This is a genomic window from Algoriphagus locisalis (genome assembly GCF_900116615.1).
GTDB classification, from domain to species: domain Bacteria; phylum Bacteroidota; class Bacteroidia; order Cytophagales; family Cyclobacteriaceae; genus Algoriphagus; species Algoriphagus locisalis.
On record NZ_FPBF01000003.1, the window covers coordinates 248787 to 270453 of the forward strand.

The window sequence follows — 21667 nt, forward strand, 5'->3', positions numbered from 1 at the left end:
ATGTTTATTCCTTACCTTTTCATTCAATTTCAAAGTGGTTTAACCAATTTTTCTCGGTTCGAAAATCACCATTTGAATCCTTCTCCATAAATAGTGCATTCTGGCTTTTGTCAATCAAAAGGGTGTCAGGAATAAAATCATTATCATAAGGTTTTTCACTGAATATTATCAAGTCTTTTTCAATTTTATATTTCCCGTGGTAAGTCTCAGAAAAGCCGAAGAAACCATTAATTTGATTTTCAACATTCCCATTTTCTCTAAAAATCAAGCGGTAATAAAAGAGATCATCTTTCAAAGATGCAATCATTATACTTTTCGATTTGAAAAGTTCAGAATGGTATAAATTGAATCCGAGAATTACCAGAAGTACTGTCCCGTGAGCTACAAGTTTTACTTTGCTGGTCGCCTTTCCCTTTCTAAACAAGGAAATTAAAGTATCTAAAAATGAGAAAACATATAGAAGAACTATTGAAGAAATTATTACGCCATAAGAAAACATCCAAATAATCATTCCTCCAAAAAAGTCAGTTATAATCCAACCAACTATTCCTAACCCTGAGATTATAGCGACAACGTCATACCCAGTAATTCTGTTTTGCTTTTCTTCAGCTACCATTTGTCGATGTGTTCAGATCATCCATATTTCTAAAATAATCCCAATAAACTGCAATTGAGAGAATGAAATATTCTAAGAAAAGGAAAATTGGGCTTTCTTGATAGTTCGGATCTCCATAGGCTTGGTACGAAAATATGACCGCGAAAGTCCAGATTAAGAAGGCTTTTTTATGAGTAAATAAACTCAAGCCAAAAGCAGGAATCAGATACCATGGATGAACTACAGGCTGCAAAATCAGATAAAACAAATAGATTAAAACCCATAGATCTGTGAGTTTGGGAAGGTTTTCGGGTTTCCTTTTCCATGAAAAATAGAGAATCCCAAGCAAAGTGACTGCACTTAAAATCGGGGTAATTTCTCCAATGATATTATATCCTTTCACCCAAAATCCAACTTCCCTAAGCAGGTAATAGATAGAAGCATTGAATTCAAATTTCCCTTGATATAGCTTTATACTTTGAAGGAAATGAACCCAGGATTCATCGATCAAAAGCCAGGCAAAGCTTAGAACTAGCGCAAGAGCAGATCCTATCCAAAAAGCTATGGATTTTCTGGTTTTCTCTAAAGAAAAAAATGTTGGAATCAGCATCAGCGGCAGCAGTTTCATTCCAATCGAAAGCCCCCAAAATCCTCCTGATAGCGCATTTCTGTTTTTACTCAGCGCAAAAAGAGAAGCTAGCAAAAGCAATAATACCAAACCTTCAAAGTGAAGGTTTCCTGTGACCTCCATAATAACCAAGGGATTCAGCCAGTAAAGGATAAGTCTTTTTTCCGGAAGTTGGAAATGGTGGAATAGCTTCAGCAAACCAAAGAAAACTCCAATCTCTCCTAGGATCAAAATCGCTCGTAGAATTAGAACTCCTGTTTTTGCATCAAGATTAGCTCCCCTTGCGGAAAAATAGAAAATCGCCTGATTCAGAGACGGATAAACCGAGAAATACTGCGGTGAATTCATCGTTTCAAAGAGATCTTCCAAATAAGGGCTTGCACTTTCTGGATGATTTTGAAGCCAGGACTCAGGAGTTTCCAGGTATGGATTTTGGTTCATCTTTACCAATTCCCCATCCCAAAGAAATCGTGGATAATCGTCAGACCATTTGGGAATTGCGAGTAGTAAAGAAAGACGGGTTAGTAATCCTACGACAAAAATCCATTGCCATTTTAACTGTTCGTTCAAAAAATAAAGAACAAGCATTCCTCCAAAAAGAAAGCTGTAAATCGTGAAAGACTGCCAGAAATTTTCTCTAGGAATATAGTAAGCCAAATAGGAAAACCCGACTGCCATAACCAGCCAAATCAATGGAATTAATCGCCGATTAAGCTGCTTACTCAAAGTCCTAAGCTTTTGCGAAGCGACTCATCCTGAAGTCCATTTTTTTGCCAGTATTCCATCATCTGTACTTTTTTCCGAACTGCGATAGTGACTTCTTCCGTACCATCTTCCTTACTTTGAGTTTCCTGCCAAGAGATGATCTCATGTGGAAAAGCGTCTACATATTTGATCAGCAACTTTCTACCGATCTCCGAATAAATAACCTCCACTTCCGCTTGATTTCCACCTGATTTCCTTTTGGAAATCACAGCACTTTCAGAATCCAGGGGTATGTGCGTGAAGCGGTTAAAAATCAAACTTGGAATTAATTTAGTATGACCTGTAGGGAGCAATTCCGGATTAAGTCGGATCAAATTGAAAATCTCATCTTCAGCCATAGCGCTAATTGACAACTCCTGATCGCCCTCTGCCTCGAAGTAAGAAAAAAGATTGATTTGATATTTGTTGTTTTTCCAATTGAACTGCGCAAATGACTGTCCACACCATTCGGTCATTGAAGCAGTGATCTTTGGAGAATTAATATCATCGTAAACTGGAGTAAAAACAGAAAGCATGGTATGATATGGATATACGCCCGTTACAAAATCACGGGTCATATTCAGTTTCATCACCTTGATAGCACCCTTTCCTGCAGCTGAAGGATCGTCTACTTTCACTTGCTTTCTTTTCGAAAAATCCTCCGTCACAAAGATCATCACGGCATTACCTTCCCGCTCCTCTCCATAGCGCATTTGCTTCAGATCAAACACATTTATCTCAGCTTTGCCCTGATACCAATGAGAAGCAAACTGCTCCTCATTAATGGCTTTTCGGCCTGTGGGATTGCAGGAAGAAAATATGAAGAGAATCAGACCGAGATTGAATAAATTTTTCATAACAATAAAATTACTAAAATCTATAGTAACCGACTCCCTGACACCTTACTGATTAAAATACCACTAAACGATAGTATCGTGGAATCTAGGCTAAGATTATTTCTTAATCCCATTTCATCATGTCCGAAATTTTCTCTGGACAGAAAACAATTATGCTTACTTTACTTTTTAAGTATTCGGGCTGTTCGCTCTTTATTATCTTTGTCGCAATTGGATCTAATTTTGATTGATTTATTGGGTGTTCAATCTCCATATTAAAATCATATGCTTCTCCAAGATGGATTCTTCCTACTTGAACAATTCCATCCTGAATCAATAGTATTGGCACACCTGAATTAACTTCTGGAGATGTCCTTCCGTCCGCAAATACTTGGATTTTTTCTAGTTCTTTCATTTTTTAATTGGCTACAAAACACATCTACTTGTATCGAAACTTATCGTATTGTCGATCTTAATTTTAATGACTATTAAGTATAAACTCACCTATCTTGATACTTAAGTCTTGCTACTTACTTCTCAAACTCACCAATACTTAAAAATCGTATAGATAATCTTATATCCAGCCCCAAAAACTCCTTTTACCGTTCCGCTGACTTTAGAGATTCCTATTCGCTTGCGGTAATTCACAGGAACTTCAGTGTATCGGAGGCCAGCTTTGTGGGCTTTGATCTGCATCTCTATTGTCCAACCGAAGTTCTGATCGATCATTTTCAAATCCAATAACCGGGACCAAACTATCGCTCTAAAAGGACCTAAATCAGAGAATTTGGCTCCTTGCATGTACTTCATCATAGTCGTTGCCAACCAATTTCCAAAGACCTGAGGAAAAGTCATCGAGCCGGATTCCCGCTCGCCCAAGGCTCTGGACCCTATGACCATGTCTGCTTTATCATCCAAAATAGGCTGTATCAAATCCAACAACTCTTCCGGATAATCACTGTAATCCCCATCTAAAAATACAACAATATCAGGCTGAACTTTCTGCTTTTTAATCCAATCCATAGCAGTCAAGCAAGCTTTTCCATAGCCTTTCTGAGGCTCGAAAACCACCTTCGCTCCTGCGGCTTCAGCAACTTTTCCGGTGCCATCTGTAGAATTGTTATTGGCAACTACGATGTTTCTCACTAAAGCTGGAATATCACCAATGACTTTTGGAATGGACTTTTCCTCGTTGTAAGCAGGGATAATTACATCAATAATTGGAGGATTATGCATTAGACTATTTACCTAAACTATAAGCTTTAAATGAAGAAAAGAAAACCAAGCCATACCCTACCGCAAGCATCAGGTGAAAAGGTAGCATCTCGAAAGTACCCCAATAAACATGAAGCCCGACCATGGCTGAAAACAGGAGCATTAAGACTCCTTCCATCCATGTAGTAGCCGGGATTTTGAATTTGATATATGGATTGCTTTCAAGGCCGGAACCTCCTTCCAGATTGAACTTTGGGGTGCGGATAAAAGGTGATTTTTTACCAGAAAGCCCTTCCCAAACTGCCTGAGCATTGTGCAAGGCCAAACCCATGGAAACTGAAAGAAAAAGCGGCAACATGTAAATTGCCTGGATCAGGCTTCTGAGAAAACTTCTCTTTTCGTAGAAATAAGCCACTAAATACACGCCAGCTATGATTACAAAACCTATCATAAATAGCCCGGCAATTCTAAATAAATCGTCTGAAATCATTCCCTGCAATCCCGCCCACCACACGCCAATACTGCTTAAACTCACCAGTAGAATTGCAATGAAAATGCTACTATTGAACAAATGCGCCATTGCATGAAACTTAGTAGAAAGCGAGAAATCCTCCCCCAAAACTGCCCGAGCATGCTTTCCTGCACATTCCGCACCTCCTTTGGTCCAGCGGAATTGCTGGGACTTCACTGCCGACATAATTGGCGGTAACTCAGCAGGAGATTCTATTTCCGGTCTATAGACAAACTCCCAACCTTTGCGCTGCGCGCGGTAACTCAAATCCAAATCCTCAGTGAGCGTGTCGTCTTGCCAGTCTCCAGCATCAATGATGCAGGACTTCCGCCAAATACCACCGGTTCCATTGAAATTGATAAAGGCATGCTGGCTATTTCTTCCGATTTGCTCGATCAGAAAATGTGCGTCCAATGCAAAAGCTTGCAAGCGCGTCAGCAGGGAATAGTTTTTATTCAAATGTGTCCATCGCGTTTGCACCATTCCAACTTTTTCTGAAGAGAAATAAGGAATGGTCTTTTGTAAAAAATCCGGATCCTGAACAAAATCCGCATCGAAAATCGCAATGAATTCTCCGCTGGCTTTTGCCAAGCCTTCTTTCAAGGCTCCGGCTTTAAAGCCAGTTCGATCAATACGATGAATGTATTTGAAATTTAGATTTGGGAACTCCTGGATTTTCTGCTGAATCAACTCAGCCGTCTGATCGGTGCTGTCATCTAAGACCTGGATTTCCAGCAAATCTGCCGGATAATTCATCTTGGCAACCGAGTCCAACAAGCGATCAACAACATACAGTTCATTGTAAACAGGAAGTTGAATAGTGACTTTTGGCCATGATTCCGGGATTTCATGAGCTACATCTTTCATGTGCTTTTTTGAACGAAGAAAGCTCAAAAGCAAATGCCCTTGAGCAAGGCTGTAAAGGAAAATAAACAGCATTCCCAGGGCATAAATCCCAATCAAAATATATAAGAAGATCATTTACGCATTTATCTTGATGGAATCATTTCCAATGATTATTGGCATTTCATTGATTCGGTTTTCTGTCAAGCCATTTTCTAATTTCAGCACCCCACGAGGGCAAACAGAAGAACAAACTCCACATCCCACACAACTTGCTCTTACGATTTCCTGACCCCGTTGCGCATACCAGCGAACATCTATTCCCATTTCGCAATGCGTAGAGCAATTCCCGCAGGAGATACACTGACCTCCATTGGTGGTGATTCTGAACCGGGATTTGAACCGTTGAACCAATCCCAAATACGCAGCCAAAGGACATCCAAATCTACACCAAACTCGGTTGCCCATGAATGGATAAAAGCCCGTTCCGACTACGCCTGCGAAGACCGAACCAATCGCAAAACCATAGAACGAATGTAATTGGTTCGTTGCGTTCCCCAAAAGTGCGAAACCGGAAAAGTAATTGGCGATCGTCAACGCAGTCATCACCACAGCCAAAACCAATACACTATGAACAATCACGCGCTCATATTTCCAAGCTTTCAAAGACTTGTCAGAAAGTTGGCGGTAAGGGTCTCCAACTGTTTCAGCCAAACCTCCACAGCCGCAAACCCAGGAGCAGTACCATCTTTTCCCAAAGAAATAAGTAAAAGTAGGCACTCCGATCACGATCAGTAATATCCCCCAAATCAACATAAACATCCCTACTCCACCCGAACTCAAAAATGTTGCAATCTGATAATCGTAGAAAAAATCATAATCAAGTGGCCAGATGTTTTTGAAATCAAAATAGGGTTGATTCAGCAAAACGAGTATTTCTGGAATCAAGAAAGCAAAGGCTGTTTGGAAGAACATCACCGATGCAGTTCGTAATTGCTGGTATTTATTACCCTTGTATTTTCTAAACATCCTAACGCCCATCACGATAATCGCCAGCGTGTAAATCGTGCCGTAGAGAAACCATTGACTAGCGGGATTGCCACTCAGAATCATGCTTAAAGGCGTGACCATCCACACTTGGTTCACGATATAGGCTGGGAACCAATACAAAATAATGTAGAAAAGAATCAGGTACGCCCCTGTAATCATTCCCATCCAACCCCGGTTTTTCATGGAAGAATGGAAAATTCCATTGTTTTTAACTCCTGCAGGCTCGTCTTGATGTTTTGGAAGATTATACATCAAACCACCTAGCACAGCAAGTCCTATGGACAAACCGAAGAAAAGCCAAGGATTATCCCGAACTGGACTACTCAGAGAACTTTGCGCCAAGGGAAAGCTATAGTCATCCCAAATAACTTCATCCCATTTGGACTCGTCCTTTAACGCATCATTGTAGGCGCTGAAATTTTCGTTGAAAGCAGAAATAAAGGAAAAGTTTGTAGCGTAAGTTTCTCCATACATAGGCTTGAGAATTTCAGCCATTTTCTCTTGGTGAATCTCCTTGGTATTGGCCAAAACCAACTCTTGTGAAAGTGTGTAATTGCCCAAAAAAGGCATCACTGTGAATATGGTCAAGCCAATCAAAAACAACAGAATACCTAAACTTTGAATTACCTTCATACGTTTGCTCCGAATAGTTTTTGGATAAATGTCTTCTTGGAAACTTTAAATTCTCCCCCGAATTGACTCTTGAAAGCCTTTTGGACTTCTATGTAATAAGGCGCGAAAAACTCGGGATCGAAGTTCGCTTTGTCCAGTTTGGAAATCATTTTGGAACCCTCCCACTTTTCTTTGATGGCCTGATCAAAAAACTCATGTCTCAGGCGAAAACCGAAATTATTCACGCCAAGAATCTTTCCTTCCAGATCCATCAGCATACGAAAAGCCACTTTTCCATCAGCATGCTCCCAATAAAAGGATTTGACGTTTTCGGTATCCCACTTTGCTGGAACTGTCCCGTAGGTTTGATATTCTATATCCAGGAACTTGGCAGAGTTAAACCAAATCCCAGGTTTGTAAGTGACCTTATTACCTGATAAAATGTATCCCAACGTCTCGCCATGCATTCTACCAGTGTACCATACCTGCTCGACTTGTTTGCGGTCGGTAGCTGGAGCCTCATGAAATTCCGCACAATCACCAATAGCGTACGCATGTGGAATATTGGTTCTAAAACCAAAATCGATCTTCACACCACGATTGACTTCCAAATCTGTATTTCTGAGAAAATCAATACTTGGAGTTACTCCGGCAGTGAGCCCAACAAATTGACATTGGATTTCTTCTCCTGACTTGGTTCGGATAGCTTTTACTCGGGCATTTGGATCGGAGATGATTTCTTCCAATTCCTCATTCAGCCTCAAGTCGATGTGATGTTCACGAATATGACGTCCCACCAATTCTGATTCTTCCTTTGGTAATATATTGCTCCAAAAGCCCGATTCTCTAACTAGAAAAGTCACCGGAATCTTCTTGTAAGCAAGCATTTCCGCCATCTCAATCCCAATCAATCCTCCACCAACGATCACAGCTCGCTGCACCTCTCTGGTGTTTTCCTCCATGAGCTCCAAATCCTGTTTGGAATACAAACCTTGTACACCTTGCAGATCTTCTCCCGGCCAACCAAATTTATTAGGCTTGGATCCTGTGGCAATCACCAAATCATCATAACTCATATTTTCACCCGATTGGAAAAGCAGATTATTGGTAGAGAAGTCGATTGATTTTACCCATTCTTCTTTTAGTTCGATTCGATTTTTCTCCCAAAACCAATTCTCATAAGGCTGAGTATGCTCAAATTTCATATGCCCCATGAATACATACATCAGGGCAGTTCTGGAAAAAAAGTATTTTGATTCTCCTGAAATCACGGTAATCCTGACCGAATCATCAAGTTTTCTCAGCTGTCGAGCACAGGTAATTCCTGCTATTCCATTGCCGATGATGACTACATGGCGATTTGAACTCATTGGGCGGGGGTTGAAATAAGACTCAAATTGAAATTTACCAAAAACTTGGTTCTATTCGTTCAGATTCCAATCATAATCCAAATGTGAAACTTTTGCATCGGACTTAATTTTAACATTGCTATACTTATTCAAAAAGTCAATTAGACTTCCATTCTTCGTAAAATCACCTTTAAACCAGGAGAAAATGGAAGAAATCTGAATTGAGTTTGGGGTGATTTTATTTCTGGAAGAGTCATTGATAAACCTTTTGGCAACCTTATTCAATTGTGACTCAATAGTAGCCGCTTCGAAAGCCTCATTCAACAGAGGCGGGCAGGAAACGGAAGCACAATTGATCGCAAAGTGGATTCTCGGTTCTTCAAATTCCTTTCTCAAAATGGAATGCTCAATCTCATCCAAGCTAGATTCCTGACCGCCAATTTTGAAAAACTTGTAGTGCCAAACATCCTTGATCAATGGGATTTTCAATTTTGGACCCAAGTCCTTGATACTTTCTACTGGATAATTATCTACGATTAACTTCACCGTAAAGGCATTATAAGCATTGATCCAATAAGCGAGCTGCTCGTCTTTTGACCAAGTTTTTCTATCTGGAGCATTTTCGCTGATACTTTCCAAGTAGGCATCCAACTTCGCTTTTTCTTTAATAAATCCTTTATAATTCACTATTCCATCTGCGCTCACATTTGCTTTGAGCAATTCATTCCAGGATTTATGGCTTGGCGGAGTGGTGCCCGCCATTCCGGGAACCGAACTTTGGCAACTGAAAAGTATGATGCTCAAAAAGAGAAGAATATGGGTTTTAATAGTTTTCATGAGAAAGGGTTTTGAACTGATTTACGATCAGAGGCTAAGTAAAGATGTAGAGAAATAAGATTTGGTCGGGTGCGAGACCAAAATTCGGTTAATAAACCTTTTCTCCCTTGGTCAGCCAGATGCCCCAAGAACGGGAATAGGTGTGAACTTGATTGGTCAGAGAGTCTCCGTGATAAATCGGCTTTTCCTCATTCGCCCATTCTATCAAGCCGCCGTATAGGTTGTAAACCTTTTTAAAACCTTCCTCTTTTAACTTTTTACCGATTTCCTGTGATCTGGCTCCTACCGTGCAATAAACCAAAACCGGTTGATTCTTATCCAACTCTGCTACATTTTCCATAGAAAAAGTATCGTAGCCGGCCCAAATCGCATTCTGCAAATGACTGACTTCAAATTCTTCCTTTTCCCGGGTATCCACCACCTGATAACTACTCAAGTCTGTGAGTTCAGCAGGTTTGACTACGGGAAAATCAGAATCGTAAAGTGTAGATAATAATGCTTTATAAGCGGTGGACTGCCCAACAGCTTCGGGTGAAACGCCACAAATACTTATGAGGAATATTAAAACAAAAAAGAAGTGAGTCTTTTTAGGTGCATTCATATTGCCACAACTCGAAAACGCATCAAGCTGTTCATTTCAGGCATAAAAATCTGAAAGCTTTATCAACCCTTTTTTATCAAGAATGACAATCTTTTTCCCTTTCAACTCAATCAGTTTATCCTTTTTAAACTCAGAAAGAAGCCGGATCACAGATTCAGTAGCCGTACCAATCAAGCTGGCAATTTCCTCCCGGCTGAGAACCAAATCAATCTGTTGTTGATCTCCACCATCCAACCCATAAGAATTCGCCAATTGCAAAAGTAAGTAAGCCAGTCTCTCACGAATACTCTTTTGCGAAGCATCTACCAACTTCTCCTCCATCACCCCTATTTCATGAGAAAGTGCTTTAGTGAGTCTTTTGAAAAATGGTCCGCTGCTGATCAACGTTTTTAGAAATGGTTCTTTAGGAATAAAACAGATTTTGGCATCCTCGATCACCATGGCAGAATTGGTGTAGTTTTCCTCACCAAGTAATGCGCTATAGCCTAAAAGCCCACCTTTTTTCTCCAAATGAATAATCTGTTCTTTTCCATTTGAAGCGGTTTTGAACACTTTAATCACCCCAGAATTCACGCAAAATACGCCAAGAGGCTTTGCACCTTCGTAATAAAGCATTTGCCCCTTGCGATGGGAAATCATATTCTTGTTGTCTGAGATATTGCAAGCCTGCTCATCAGTGAGCTCAGAAAACATAGAAAATTTCCGGCTGGCGCAAAGATCACAGGGATTCAAAGAAGAAGATTTAGACATATCAAAAGAGGTAATTTCAGATAGGAGTAGTTCAAATTTACACTACAGGATTTAAACTGGAGGTTCAGGAAAGCTTTTCTCTTGGGTAAACTTTTCACTATTGCCATCAAAACTGAGGCAAATATGCTGCAGGCCATTGCTAATAAGCAGAAAAGGAGTTTTTAATTCCTTGTGATAAATACAGGCTTGTTCGATCGTTTTTTGTGTCAACTTCACTTTGGGAGCTTTACATTCAATAAGCAGGTAAGGGTTCCCACTTTTATTCCAGACCACCAAATCAGTCCTTTTGAGTAGTTTATTATAAAGTAGCCCCTTTTCCATTGCCAAAAGTCCCTTGGGAAATTTCAACTGGTTGATCAGGAAATTGATCCAATGCTGCCTAACCCACTCTTCAGGGGTCAGGACCAATTGTTTTTTGCGAAGCGAATCAAAAATCCACATCTTCCCCTCCTTTTCTTGAAGTTGAGGCTCGAAATGCGGCAAATTGAGTTTGGGTAATTGTATCTGATCCAGATTGGAATCCATGGATCAAAGATGGGGAAATTTTAGAAATATGATTTTGAAACAACTACTGAAAGTCCAGGTAGGGTGATATTTTATCGATCCATTCCTGTTTGAAAATCTTGATTTGCTTCAAATCATCCGAAGACTTATAATTTCCATGTTGCTTTCTGTAAGCAACTACTACTTTAGCTTCTGCATAGCTAAAATAGGGATGATTCCTCAACTCATCCACTTCCACTTCATTGATTTTTAGTTGCCGGAAAATAGACGGAGTAAAGTCAAAATATTCCCAAATCGCAGCTATCGTTTCAGGTTTCAATCCATAAACTTCTATAAGTTGACTTTTGCTGTGCAGCCCACCAAGACTTTCTCTAAACTTCACTATTCGGCTCGCCGTGCTTTGACCAACCCCTGGCACTATTTGCAGCGTAACAGAGTCAGCCTCAGAAAAGGGTATTCGATTCAAATTTTCCAGTTGCTTGGAATTTGACTTGTTTATAATTGTGTCTTGGGGGTTGAATACAGGATGAGGCGAACTCACCAGTGTTATTCCGATAGCTTCTAGGCTGTCTATTTTTTGCACGTAGCGAAGATGGAAACTTTCCGCTTTGTTTGTCTTGATTTCCTTCAAAACGACCTGAATGATTACAATAACTAGCAAAACTGGGATAAGCATAATAAAGCCTTTTGACTCTTTGCGAGAAAACCCCAGGTAAACTTTCAGCCAATACAAAAATCTAGCTTTCATAATATTCCAAAAAGTGATAGACCCTATCAATAACACATAAGTTAATAGTATTGGATCTTTAAATCAATAGGTCTTAGTATTGCATTGTAAAAGCGAATAGTTATTTAGACAGATTACAAATTACCAGATAGATTCCTGAAATGAACACTTCCCGGGTCTTTGTCTGTTAAATTTGCAGTTCAAGCTTAAGCATGATGCAAGTCAAATTTAGAGCACTCAGTTTATCACATAAAAATGCACCCGTTCAAATCCGTGAGATAATTTCTCTGGACGAAAAGGCGGTACATGGTATCCTACTGAAAATCAAGGATTTTTTTAGCTTAAATGATGCGTTGATCCTTTCTACCTGTAATCGGACTGAAGTTTACTACAGCCACGATCAGGACATCAGCACAGAGATAATCAAGTTGATAGGACTTGAAAATGGTCTGGCTGATATCGTAAACTATCTTGAATATTTTGAAATCATCAATGACGACAAAGCCGCGATCAGGCATTTGTTCCGAGTTTCGATGGGATTGGAAGCCCAAGTAGTAGGTGATATCCAGATTTCAAATCAAGTAAAAAGAGCTTATCAAGCCTCTGCTGATTTGAATATGACGGGACCTTTCCTTCATAGATTGATGCATACGGTGTTTTTCACCAATAAGCGTATCGTGCAGGAAACGGCTTTCAGAGATGGTGCCGCTTCCTTATCCTATGCTGCAATAGAATTAATCGAAAGCTTAACTTCGAATACGTTCGAACCAAGAATAATACTTATTGGAGTTGGCGAAATTGGAGAAGATGTGGCCAAGAATATGGTTCACCTGCCAAATGCAAAGGTCAAGATAACTAACAGAACCCTGTCTAAAGCGGAAACTATTGCAGCGGAAATGGGATTTGAGGTAGTTCCTTTTGAAAATTGTCTTGAGGCTATGGAAGAAGCTGATGTTATCGTTTCATCCATTCAGCGTTCTGAGCCATTTATTACTAAGGAGCTGGTGAGGAAATTTCAGATCAATAGCTATAAGCTACTCGTAGATCTTTCTGTACCGAGAAGTATAGAAACTTCCGTAGAAGATGTCCCCGGAGTAGTACTTTACAATGTGGACAATATTCGAAGCAAAGCTTCTGAAACACTTGAGAAAAGGCTTGCGTCCGTCCCAAAGGTGGAAGAAATCATAGAAGAAACAATCAAGGAATTTTTCGATTGGAAAAAGGAAATGATAGCTTCTCCTACTATAAATAAGCTCAAGCAGTCTCTGGAGCAAATCCGTCAGGAGGAAATGGCGAGATTTATGAAAAACGCAGATAAAAAGGAATATGCCGTGATCGACAAAATCACGAAAAGCATGATGCAGAAGGTCCTTAAAGTACCCGTGGTACAACTTCGCGCAGCTTGCCAGCGCGATCAGGCAGAGGAAATGATCCAAATTATCTCTGATCTATTTGATCTGGAAAAAGTAAAAACAGAGTAGCAAGCACTACAATATCTAATAAAAATGACCAAAGGATTGAATCAAACCTTTGGTCATTTTACCTTTAAGGCCATTCCGAATAACCTACACATAAATGAATAAAAACTTTACGCTACTCGTAAGCTTCATTCTTACATTTTTTATTTCTGAAACTTCCACTGCCCAGTCTTGGGAAGTTTACAACACACAGCTTCAGCTTCAATCGCGTTTGATTTACGATGAAATCGATCTCCTAAGCGAAACTGTAAGAATTGGTAAAAGAGGCAATGAGCTTTCGCTTTTATCGAATGATTTTAAACCCGCTGTTTCGTTGGTGGGAACGGAAATCTACCAATATTTAGAGCCTTGGATTCTGGTGAAAGGACCAAATGGGATCGGTGCATTTCATGAATATGGGCAGCAGGTTTTGCCTTTGGAATATGAAAAAATTCAGACCTACTTCAATATGCTTTTGGCAAGCAAAGGAAATGAGTACTGGCTATTTCAAAGAGGTTTCAACAAAACAACCTATTTGGGAGAATTGGATGAAGCAAAGATTACTAATACTGGGCTGATCATCATTCGTAAAGGAGATGAGTATTCTATGCCTTTATCAACGAACCCTGACAAGACTTTTGAACTTCTATCGGATAATGATGGCGAGTTTGTTTTGGCAAAAGAGCCAAGTGGATTTGGCTTGATCAATAGAGAGGGTGATTATGTTCTGGATCCAATTATTGAGACATTACAGCATACCCATGGTAATTTCTATTACGGTTTTAACCAAGATCAGTACTTGCTGATCGAAGGAAACGACATTCAGTCGAATATCCGCTATAACTCATTTCACAAGATCACTTTTGAAAATGATATCATGCTGGAATACATTCACGGCAAGCTGCGTCGTGTGATGGAAGACGATGGTATTTTACTAGATGATGTGGGTATGACCAAGGTGGAAAAAGTCGGTAAAGATCTTTATAATGTGTATTTCCGCGACGAAAAAGTAGGATTATTGGGTAAAAAGGGCTGGCTAGTTCAACCTATGCTGGAAGTGGAAGAAATAAAAAATGGCAGCGAAGGACTTTTCCCAGCTAGTTCAAATGGAGCGTTTGGATTTGTGAATTCTGCAGGAACTTGGGTGATTCCAGCTCAATATGCTGAAACAACTCTATTTTCAGAAAATTTTGCTGCCTATCGTAATACGCATAATTGGGGGGTAATAAACTCATCCGGTGAGCAAGTAGCAAATGCTTCTTGGGAAGAAATAAAACCTTTTCAGAAAGGCCTAGCTATTGCTAAAGCTAATGGCAAATACTTCTTACTAAACACCTTTGGAACGACCTTAAACACTGAAGGGTTTGATGATATATATCGCACTACGGACGGATTTTTCATGGTTGAAAGATCGGGTAAATCCGGTCTTCTTGACAGCGAAGCTAAGGAAGTGATCCCAACTGAATTTGAAGGATTACGCAGAGAGAGAAAGGATTTTGTGATAGTTCAAAAAGATGGTCTAACTGGAGTAATTAATGAAACTGGGGAAATTATCATTCCAGTAGCCTATGAAAAAATCCTTGTTGATTGGGCAAATGATAAGATTTTCACTAAAAACAGCTTCACTCCAACCGTGATTCAAATTATAGAAGAACCAAGCAAGAAAAACAAAAGAGGGGCCTAAACCCCTCTTTATTTATTTCTTATCACTTTTCCCTTTTGAGGAGTCTTTTGATTCCGAATCCGGATTCGCAATTGATTCCCTCATGGAGGTGTCTGACTTGATGTTTTCCATTCTATAGTAATCCATCACACCGAGTTTCCCGCTTCTAAAAGCTTCCGCCAAAGCTTTTGGAACCTCAGCCTCAGCTTCAATTACCTTCGCTCTCATTTCTACATTTCTAGCTTTCATCTCTTGCTCCAGAGCGACAGCCATTGCACGTCTCTCTTCAGCTCTTGCTTCAGCAACTTTTAGATCTGCAGAAGCCTGATCAATTTGAAGTTTCGCACCAATGTTTGTTCCCACGTCGATATCTGCGATATCAATAGAAAGAATTTCAAAAGCCGTTCCAGCATCCAAACCTCTTTGTAGAACAAGCTTGGATATTTTGTCAGGATTTTCCAACACACTTTTATGTGTAGCTGCAGAACCAATAGAGGTAACGATCCCCTCACCTACTCTGGCAAGAATGGTTTCCTCACCTGCTCCACCTACTAACTGCGCGATGTTAGCTCGAACAGTAACTCTAGCTTTTGCAATCAACTGAATCCCATCTGCTGCCACCGCAGCAACATTAGGTGTATTGATAACCTTTGGATTAACAGAAATTTGAACAGCTTCAAACACATCTCTACCTGCCAAATCAATTGCGGTAGCTTGCTTGAAGGTCAAGTTAATATTAGCCTTATCAGCTGAAATCAATGCTCTAATTACATTGGGAATATTACCTCCTGCCATGTAGTGTGTTTCCAGATCATTTGTAGTCAACTGCAATCCCGCTTTAGTGGCAGTGATCAACGAATTGACAATAATACTTGGTGGTACTTTTCGGATTCTCATTCCGATTAGCTCTCCTATTCCTACTCGGACATTCGAAAATTGTGCAGTAATCCAGAGGTTAACTGGCACAAAATATAAGAAGATGAAAAGTAAGACAATTCCCGCAACGGCTGCTATGAGAATAAACATTGAACTTGATGGGTCTAGTGCCTCCATATTATTTTACTAAAATTTTATTGTTTTCAATTTTTATAATAGTGACTTCTGTCTCTACTGGAATAAATCCATTTTCAGACTTTACTTCATAAATGACCTCCCCAAAGCTAGCTTTTCCAATTGGTTTAAGATCTGAAATTGCTTTTCCTGGCATTCCAACCTGTAAAGCATCTGTTCTACCATCGAAAGCCCCTCCTTCCATTGCTGATTTAAGTGAGAAACGATCCCAAACTCCAGAGTTAAATCCATAGACTATGGCAGCAAGGTTAAGAATCACGGCGATGGAAGTAATCCACCACGCTATTTCGGAATCAAAACTCAGGAAGGCATAGGCTACTCCTGCCAGACTCACCACCATACCAAAGATCCCGACAACAGTAGTACCCGGGACAAATAGTACCTCTGCCAGTAAAAGGACTAGGCCGATAATTAATAGACTTGATAGAACTAAGATGGTCATAGACTTTATAGAAAAAGAATAGGTGTCTAAAATACAAGTTTCCTTGTTACCCCTAACTAAATAAACCAAAAAAAGCCCGGAAATATCCGGGCTTGTTGATTAGTAGGCTTTTGCAAAAAGGACTCGACCATTGGAGGGTTTGCCTGAAAAGACACAAACACCTGCTTCTTCTTTTCTATCCAAAGGAATACAGCGTATCGTCGCTTTTGTGAGATCCTTGATTTTTTCCTCTGTCTCAGCGGTGCCATCCCAATGCGCAGATAAGAATCCGCCTTTTTCTTCCAGCTGTTCTTTAAACTCATCCCATGAATTGACTTCAGTAGTCATTTCAGTTCTGAAATTGAAAGCTTTTGAGTAAATGCTAGCTTGAATTTCTTCTAGCATAGCTGTTATCTTCTCAGAGATAGGTTGAGAAGCCAATTCAAATTGCTCTTTGGTAAGCGTATCTCTTCTTGCTATTTCTAAAGTGCCATTTTCCAAATCTCTTGGCCCAATCGCGATTCTCAATGGAACCCCTTTCAATTCATGCTCTGCAAATTTGAAACCTGGTTTGTAAGTATCTCGGCTATCATATTTCACTGAAACCCCAGCTTTGCGAAGCTCAGTCATGATTTCATTCGCCTTCTCAGTGATTGCATCAAATTCCTCATCCTTTCTATAAATAGGAATAATCACTACTTGTATAGGTGCCAATTTCGGAGGCAATACTAAGCCATTGTCGTCGGAGTGAGCCATTATCAGCGCTCCCATTAGCCGTGTACTTACCCCCCAAGAAGTACCCCAAACGTAATCCAGTCCACCTTCTTTGGTAGCGAATTTCACATCAAAAGCTTTTGCAAAATTTTGCCCTAAGAAGTGAGAAGTTCCTGCCTGTAGCGCCTTTCCATCCTGCATCATCGCTTCTATACACAGTGTATCATCAGCTCCTGCGAAACGCTCCGTCTCAGTTTTCCTGCCTCTGACAACGGGCAATGCCATGAAGTCTTCAGCGAACTGGGCGTAAACATTCATCATTTGCAATGTCTCTGCTTCAGCTTCCTTTTTAGTAGCGTGAGCAGTATGTCCTTCCTGCCAAAGGAATTCTGTAGTTCGGAGAAAAAGCCTGGTTCTCATTTCCCAACGAACGACATTTGCCCATTGATTAACTAGTAACGGAAGGTCTCGATAAGATTGAATCCAATTTTTATAAGTACTCCAGATGACAGTTTCTGATGTTGGACGAACGATTAACTCTTCCTCTAATTTTGCTTCTGGGTCAACTATTACTCCACTGCCATCCTCAGCATTTTTTAATCTATAGTGCGTAACTACTGCACATTCCTTTGCAAAGCCTTCCACATGGCTAGCTTCTTTACTCAAAAATGATTTTGGAATAAAAAGCGGAAAATAGGCATTCGAATGACCGGTCTCTTTGAACATGCGATCTAGCTCAGCTTGCATTTTTTCCCATATAGAATAGCCGTAAGGTTTGATCACCATGCAACCTCGAACGGCTGAATTCTCTGCCAAATCGGCTTTTTTCACTAATTCATTGTACCAAAGCGAATAATCCTCGCTTCTCTTAGGTAGTCCTTTACTCATTGTGATTGGTTGAGATACAGATTATAGTTATTTTTGCTAACTTATGCGGGGCAAATATAAAGTAAAAAGTATAACCCTTCACCCAGGTACCCGTATAAGAAAGTAACTATTAAACTTCTACTATGAAGAATTCCTTAATCAAAACATCATCATTTATCCTCGGAGCAGCTGTCTTGGCTTCTTGTAGCACTAATAAATTAGCTACTACAGATACTTCTGACAACTTATATTTCATGGCGTCAGATGCTAAGGTTGCTACCGAGTATGCTGTTCAAAACAACAATCCGGAGCAATTCCAAACCCTTTCTTCCACATCTAATGAGGCTTTACCACAAGAAAGCTTCAGTTCGAGAAATGTGAATCCAGATTATATCGCAAGATATCAATCAAAAGATCTCAGTTCTGAAGATGATGTGGTTTATTTTGATGAAGGGTCTGTTGAATCAGATAATGCTGATATCAATGCATACGATAATTATCGAGTAAATAACACCGGATCAAATTTCAATTCCAATATGGCCTTTAACATGGGCATGAATATGGGAATGGGTATGATGTACGGCATGAGTCCATGGGGCATTGGTGGATTTTACAATCCATACATGGGATATGGTTTCAGACCTGGGTTTAGTATGAGCATTGGATTCGGTTTCGGCTTCGGTAGTCCTTTCATGAGACCAGGCTTTGGCTATGGAGGATTTTATGACCCATGGAGCCCTTGGGGTATGCCAATGTATGGAATGGGCGGATTTGGATATCCTATATACGGTATTCCAGTTTATCCTGGCAATCCAATTTATGTACTTCCAGGTGGAGAATATGGTGACCGAAGAGTTGTAAGAGGTGCTAGAGCAACTCGTGGATCATCCCTTGCAGCATCTCCGCGTGGTGCAGGAGTTTCTTCCGCAGCGCTTCAGCCAAGTACAGCTAGAGCTCAAGCGAGAAGAGACGTTTTAAATAATGGTTCTTCCTCAAGACGATTAATTTCAAATTCTGATAATTCAAGAGTAACAGCAAGAGATTTCAGTTCCTCTCAAAATGATTATTACAATTCAGGTATTCGTCAAGGAAATAGTAGAAACGTTAGTTCAGCTGCTATGGATAGATCAGGTTCTAGAACTAGAAGTGCCATGCCATCAGCTAGACCTAGTGTAGGGACTACAAATTCTCGATCTATTAATTCAGGAAGACCTAGTTCTGTAAGATCTTCTTATCCAAGCACAAGATCTATGAGTCCATCTTATAACAGAAGCAACGTACCTTCAAGATCTTCGTCTCCATCCTATAATAGAGGTAATACAAATACAAGAACAGTAACTCCAACTAGGACTACACCAATGAGAAGCAGTTCTCCTACTATGAGTGCTCCAAGTAGAAGTTCAGGTTCAACTGGTGGAGCTACAAGAAGTAGCGGAGGTGGAAGCTCAAGAGGTGGAAGAGGAAATTAATTAATCAAAGCATATTACAACTATAGGGCAGTGTATTCACTGCCTTAGTTGTTTCTAGCCGTTTCTTCCCCTCACAAAAATCCTTTTATTGAGTAATTTTGAAGAAAGAAAAAGAAGATCTGGCAACATTTTCATCTACTAATTACGTTTATCCCATACACCCAAATCAAATCTAAATGAGAATATCCATTCTGGTTTTATCCCTATGCTTAATTTCAACTTCATCACTATTCGCTCAAAGCGGGTATTACGAAGATGCTTACAGATTCAGTCTTGTTAAACCCGCTGGCTCCGCGAGAATAATGGGAGTGGGCGGAACCCAATGGTCACTTGGCGGTGACGTTTCCAATATCGCTGGAAACCCAGCAGGACTTGGCTTTTTTAGATCTTCAGAAGGTAGTGTCTCACTCGGATATTCAGACTGGGGTGTAGAAACAACTTACTTAGGTCAAGATAGAAACTATAATACGACAAATTTCTCCTTGCCAAATGTAAGCTTCGTGATCGCTAATCCTAAAGGCGAATTTGATCGAGGGTCATTCAAGGGAGGCTCATTTGGAATAAGCATTCAACGAATAGCTAATTTCAATACTGAATATGGTTACTTCTCAGATCAATTAGGAGAAACTTCCATTATCGATTTTTACTTACAGGATGCTAATGGTTTTCCAGAAAATCAAGTTGCAAATTTTGGTCTAACAGGTATGGCGTATAATACCTATCAAATAAACCCACGATTAGATAGTAATGGAAATGCAATCGTAGGCGAATATGAACCTATCAATGGGTTTATTGCGCCATTTCAGGATGAGAATGTTACCCAAGAAGGGAGTTCCAGTCAGATTACCTTTGCATACGGAGCCAATTTCAACTATAAATTATTCATCGGTGGATCTCTAGGAATTAGATCGTTGAATTACAGTTCAAGAAAGATTTATAATGAAGAATTTCCTGAAGGACCTCTCATTAATACCAACCTGCAAGAAAATTTATTTATAAACGGCGGCGGGGTGAATGTGAATTTGGGAGTTATCTATAAACCCATAGATTATCTAAACTTTGGTTTTACCCTACAAACACCAACCTGGTATGCTTTAAATGATGAATACAATGCCAGTATGCTAGCTAATTACGACAATTACACTTATGAACCTGAGGACATTGTACTTGGACAAGTAGAGGATTTTACAGATGTGTTTATTAGTTCATATAGTCTAAATACTCCACTTAAAATCGGAGGAGGAGCCACAGTTTTCTTAGGTAAAAACGGCTTCCTTTCAGCAGATGTTGATTGGGTGGACTATAGTGCTGCCAGACTAAATTCAAATGATTTTGATGAAGGTCCAGATAATCTAGAAATTCGAAACCTGTACGGTAGCACGATCAACTTCAGGTTTGGGGCAGAGTATCGCATCAATAATTTCCGCCTTAGAGGTGGGTATGGCCACTATGGAGACCCTATTGCAAATTCAGATTACGACCGTAGCTCGCAGCAAATCACTGGGGGCTTGGGTGTTAAACTAAATAAGTTTAACATTGATTTTGCACTAGTCAATGATAAGTTTAATACCCTATATAGTAGCTACCAGGTACTAGATGCACAAGGATCAAATATAGGCCCGATAACAGAAATCAGAAACAATATCATCAATGGGGTGCTTACTATAGGTCTCAGTTTTTAAGCAAACGAATCAACTCAGACACCAAAAGCTCAGCGGAGAAATCTTCACCGCTGAGCTTTATTTTTGATTGCCTGTAAAAATAATCCCTTTCCACTAGCAGACTTTTTAACTTCTGGGCAATTCCCGCCTGATCAAGATCCATAAACATTGGCCGATTTTGAGCCTTTGACATGCGAAGTCTAATAGAAATCTCTTCAATCGGAACATCCAGATATACTGACACTGCTTTTTCACTTATCAGATCCATGTTATCATTGAAACAAGGACAACCACCTCCAGAAGCTAAAACAAAAGAATCATCTCGATCTAAAAATTCTTGAAGTACTTTCGACTCTCTTTTTCGGAATTCGCCCTCACCATGAAGGGAGAAAATCTCTGGAATACTCATGTGAAATCTACTTTCTATCAAGCTATCCAAGTCATAAAAAGGGAAATTTAACTCGGAAGCCAATTGCTTTCCAAAGGTACTTTTCCCAGATCCTGGTAGCCCCACCAAAACTATTTTGAGTTCCTTCCCCATT

Annotated in this window: 21 protein-coding genes; 4 read left to right on the forward strand and 17 right to left on the reverse strand. The window is 40.0% G+C overall.

Annotation, left to right across the window (positions count from 1 at the left end; all coding sequences use genetic code 11):
• Positions 1-19 precede the first annotated feature (19 nt).
• The 13 genes from BM386_RS10075 to BM386_RS10135 form a co-directional block, all read right to left on the reverse strand.
• Positions 20-616, reverse strand: a complete 597-nt coding sequence (locus BM386_RS10075; RefSeq protein WP_091693326.1) for a hypothetical protein — start codon at positions 614-616, stop codon at positions 20-22.
• Positions 606-1949, reverse strand: a complete 1344-nt coding sequence (locus BM386_RS10080; RefSeq protein ID WP_139235884.1) for an MptA/MptB family glycosyltransferase — start codon at positions 1947-1949, stop codon at positions 606-608. Before BM386_RS10080 ends, BM386_RS10075 begins: the two co-directional genes overlap by 11 nt.
• Complete coding sequence (locus BM386_RS10085; protein ID WP_091693332.1) at positions 1946-2824, reverse strand: hypothetical protein; 879 nt, start codon at positions 2822-2824, stop codon at positions 1946-1948. The genes BM386_RS10080 and BM386_RS10085 overlap by 4 nt, the downstream gene beginning before the upstream one ends.
• A 103-nt stretch (positions 2825-2927) precedes the next feature.
• A complete protein-coding gene (locus tag BM386_RS10090) occupies positions 2928-3218 on the reverse strand; it encodes a hypothetical protein (RefSeq protein WP_091693334.1) in 291 nt (96 codons plus the stop codon).
• Between the two features lie 128 nt (positions 3219-3346).
• Positions 3347-4039, reverse strand: coding sequence for a glycosyltransferase family 2 protein (locus BM386_RS10095; protein WP_091693337.1), 693 nt, complete (start codon positions 4037-4039; stop codon positions 3347-3349).
• Between the two features lie 4 nt (positions 4040-4043).
• Positions 4044-5510 carry a cellulose synthase family protein gene (locus tag BM386_RS10100; RefSeq protein WP_091693341.1) on the reverse strand — a complete coding sequence of 489 codons (1467 nt, stop codon included), beginning with the start codon at positions 5508-5510 and terminating at the stop codon, positions 4044-4046.
• Positions 5511-7055, reverse strand: coding sequence for a 4Fe-4S binding protein (locus tag BM386_RS10105; RefSeq protein ID WP_091693343.1), 1545 nt, complete (start codon positions 7053-7055; stop codon positions 5511-5513).
• The gene (locus BM386_RS10110) at positions 7052-8404 is read right to left on the reverse strand and encodes an NAD(P)/FAD-dependent oxidoreductase (RefSeq protein ID WP_091693346.1); all 1353 of its coding nucleotides are present in this window, start codon (positions 8402-8404) and stop codon (positions 7052-7054) included. Before BM386_RS10110 ends, BM386_RS10105 begins: the two co-directional genes overlap by 4 nt.
• A gap of 51 nt (positions 8405-8455) precedes the next feature.
• A complete protein-coding gene (locus BM386_RS10115) occupies positions 8456-9220 on the reverse strand; it encodes a DUF547 domain-containing protein (RefSeq protein ID WP_091693349.1) in 765 nt (254 codons plus the stop codon).
• Between the two features lie 88 nt (positions 9221-9308).
• Complete coding sequence (locus BM386_RS10120) at positions 9309-9821, reverse strand: rhodanese-like domain-containing protein (protein WP_091693351.1); 513 nt, start codon at positions 9819-9821, stop codon at positions 9309-9311.
• Positions 9822-9857: 36 nt separating this feature from the next.
• The gene (locus BM386_RS10125) at positions 9858-10571 is read right to left on the reverse strand and encodes a Crp/Fnr family transcriptional regulator (RefSeq protein ID WP_091693354.1); all 714 of its coding nucleotides are present in this window, start codon (positions 10569-10571) and stop codon (positions 9858-9860) included.
• Positions 10572-10622: 51 nt separating this feature from the next.
• Positions 10623-11096: a type I restriction enzyme HsdR N-terminal domain-containing protein gene (locus tag BM386_RS10130; protein WP_091693356.1), complete on the reverse strand. Its 474-nt coding sequence runs from the start codon at positions 11094-11096 to the stop codon at positions 10623-10625.
• A gap of 43 nt (positions 11097-11139) precedes the next feature.
• A complete protein-coding gene (locus tag BM386_RS10135; RefSeq protein ID WP_091693359.1) occupies positions 11140-11823 on the reverse strand; it encodes a ComEA family DNA-binding protein in 684 nt (227 codons plus the stop codon).
• Positions 11824-12017: 194 nt separating this feature from the next.
• Here BM386_RS10135 and hemA point away from each other — a divergent pair, with 194 nt between their 5' ends.
• Together hemA and BM386_RS10145 are read left to right on the forward strand one after the other, a co-directional pair.
• A complete protein-coding gene (gene hemA / locus BM386_RS10140; RefSeq protein ID WP_091693361.1) occupies positions 12018-13283 on the forward strand; it encodes a glutamyl-tRNA reductase in 1266 nt (421 codons plus the stop codon).
• A 94-nt stretch (positions 13284-13377) separates the two neighbouring features.
• Positions 13378-14943, forward strand: coding sequence for a WG repeat-containing protein (locus BM386_RS10145; RefSeq protein ID WP_091693364.1), 1566 nt, complete (start codon positions 13378-13380; stop codon positions 14941-14943).
• Positions 14944-14955: 12 nt separating this feature from the next.
• On the opposite strand, the gene floA is transcribed toward BM386_RS10145, so the two are convergent.
• The 3 genes from floA to proS all read right to left on the reverse strand — a co-directional run bounded on the left by floA (position 14956) and on the right by proS (position 18016).
• On the reverse strand, positions 14956-15948 hold the full coding sequence (gene floA / locus BM386_RS10150; RefSeq protein WP_280141007.1) for a flotillin-like protein FloA: 993 nt from the start codon (positions 15946-15948) through the stop codon (positions 14956-14958).
• 28 nt (positions 15949-15976) lie between these two features.
• Positions 15977-16435 carry an NfeD family protein gene (locus tag BM386_RS10155; RefSeq protein WP_091693370.1) on the reverse strand — a complete coding sequence of 153 codons (459 nt, stop codon included), beginning with the start codon at positions 16433-16435 and terminating at the stop codon, positions 15977-15979.
• Positions 16436-16534: 99 nt separating this feature from the next.
• Positions 16535-18016, reverse strand: a complete 1482-nt coding sequence (gene proS / locus BM386_RS10160) for a proline--tRNA ligase (RefSeq protein ID WP_091693373.1) — start codon at positions 18014-18016, stop codon at positions 16535-16537.
• A 122-nt stretch (positions 18017-18138) separates the two neighbouring features.
• Between proS and BM386_RS10165 the strand changes: the two genes are divergently transcribed.
• Together BM386_RS10165 and BM386_RS10170 are read left to right on the forward strand one after the other, a co-directional pair.
• A complete protein-coding gene (locus BM386_RS10165) occupies positions 18139-19464 on the forward strand; it encodes a hypothetical protein (RefSeq protein WP_091693376.1) in 1326 nt (441 codons plus the stop codon).
• 176 nt (positions 19465-19640) lie between these two features.
• Positions 19641-21146 (forward strand): OmpP1/FadL family transporter, encoded by a 1506-nt coding sequence (locus BM386_RS10170; RefSeq protein WP_091693378.1) that lies wholly within the window; start codon positions 19641-19643, stop codon positions 21144-21146.
• Here BM386_RS10170 and BM386_RS10175 read toward each other — a convergent pair.
• On the reverse strand, positions 21136-21666 hold the full coding sequence (locus BM386_RS10175) for a shikimate kinase (RefSeq protein WP_091693381.1): 531 nt from the start codon (positions 21664-21666) through the stop codon (positions 21136-21138). The two genes, BM386_RS10170 and BM386_RS10175, sit on opposite strands and share 11 nt — an antisense overlap.
• Position 21667 lies beyond the last annotated feature (1 nt).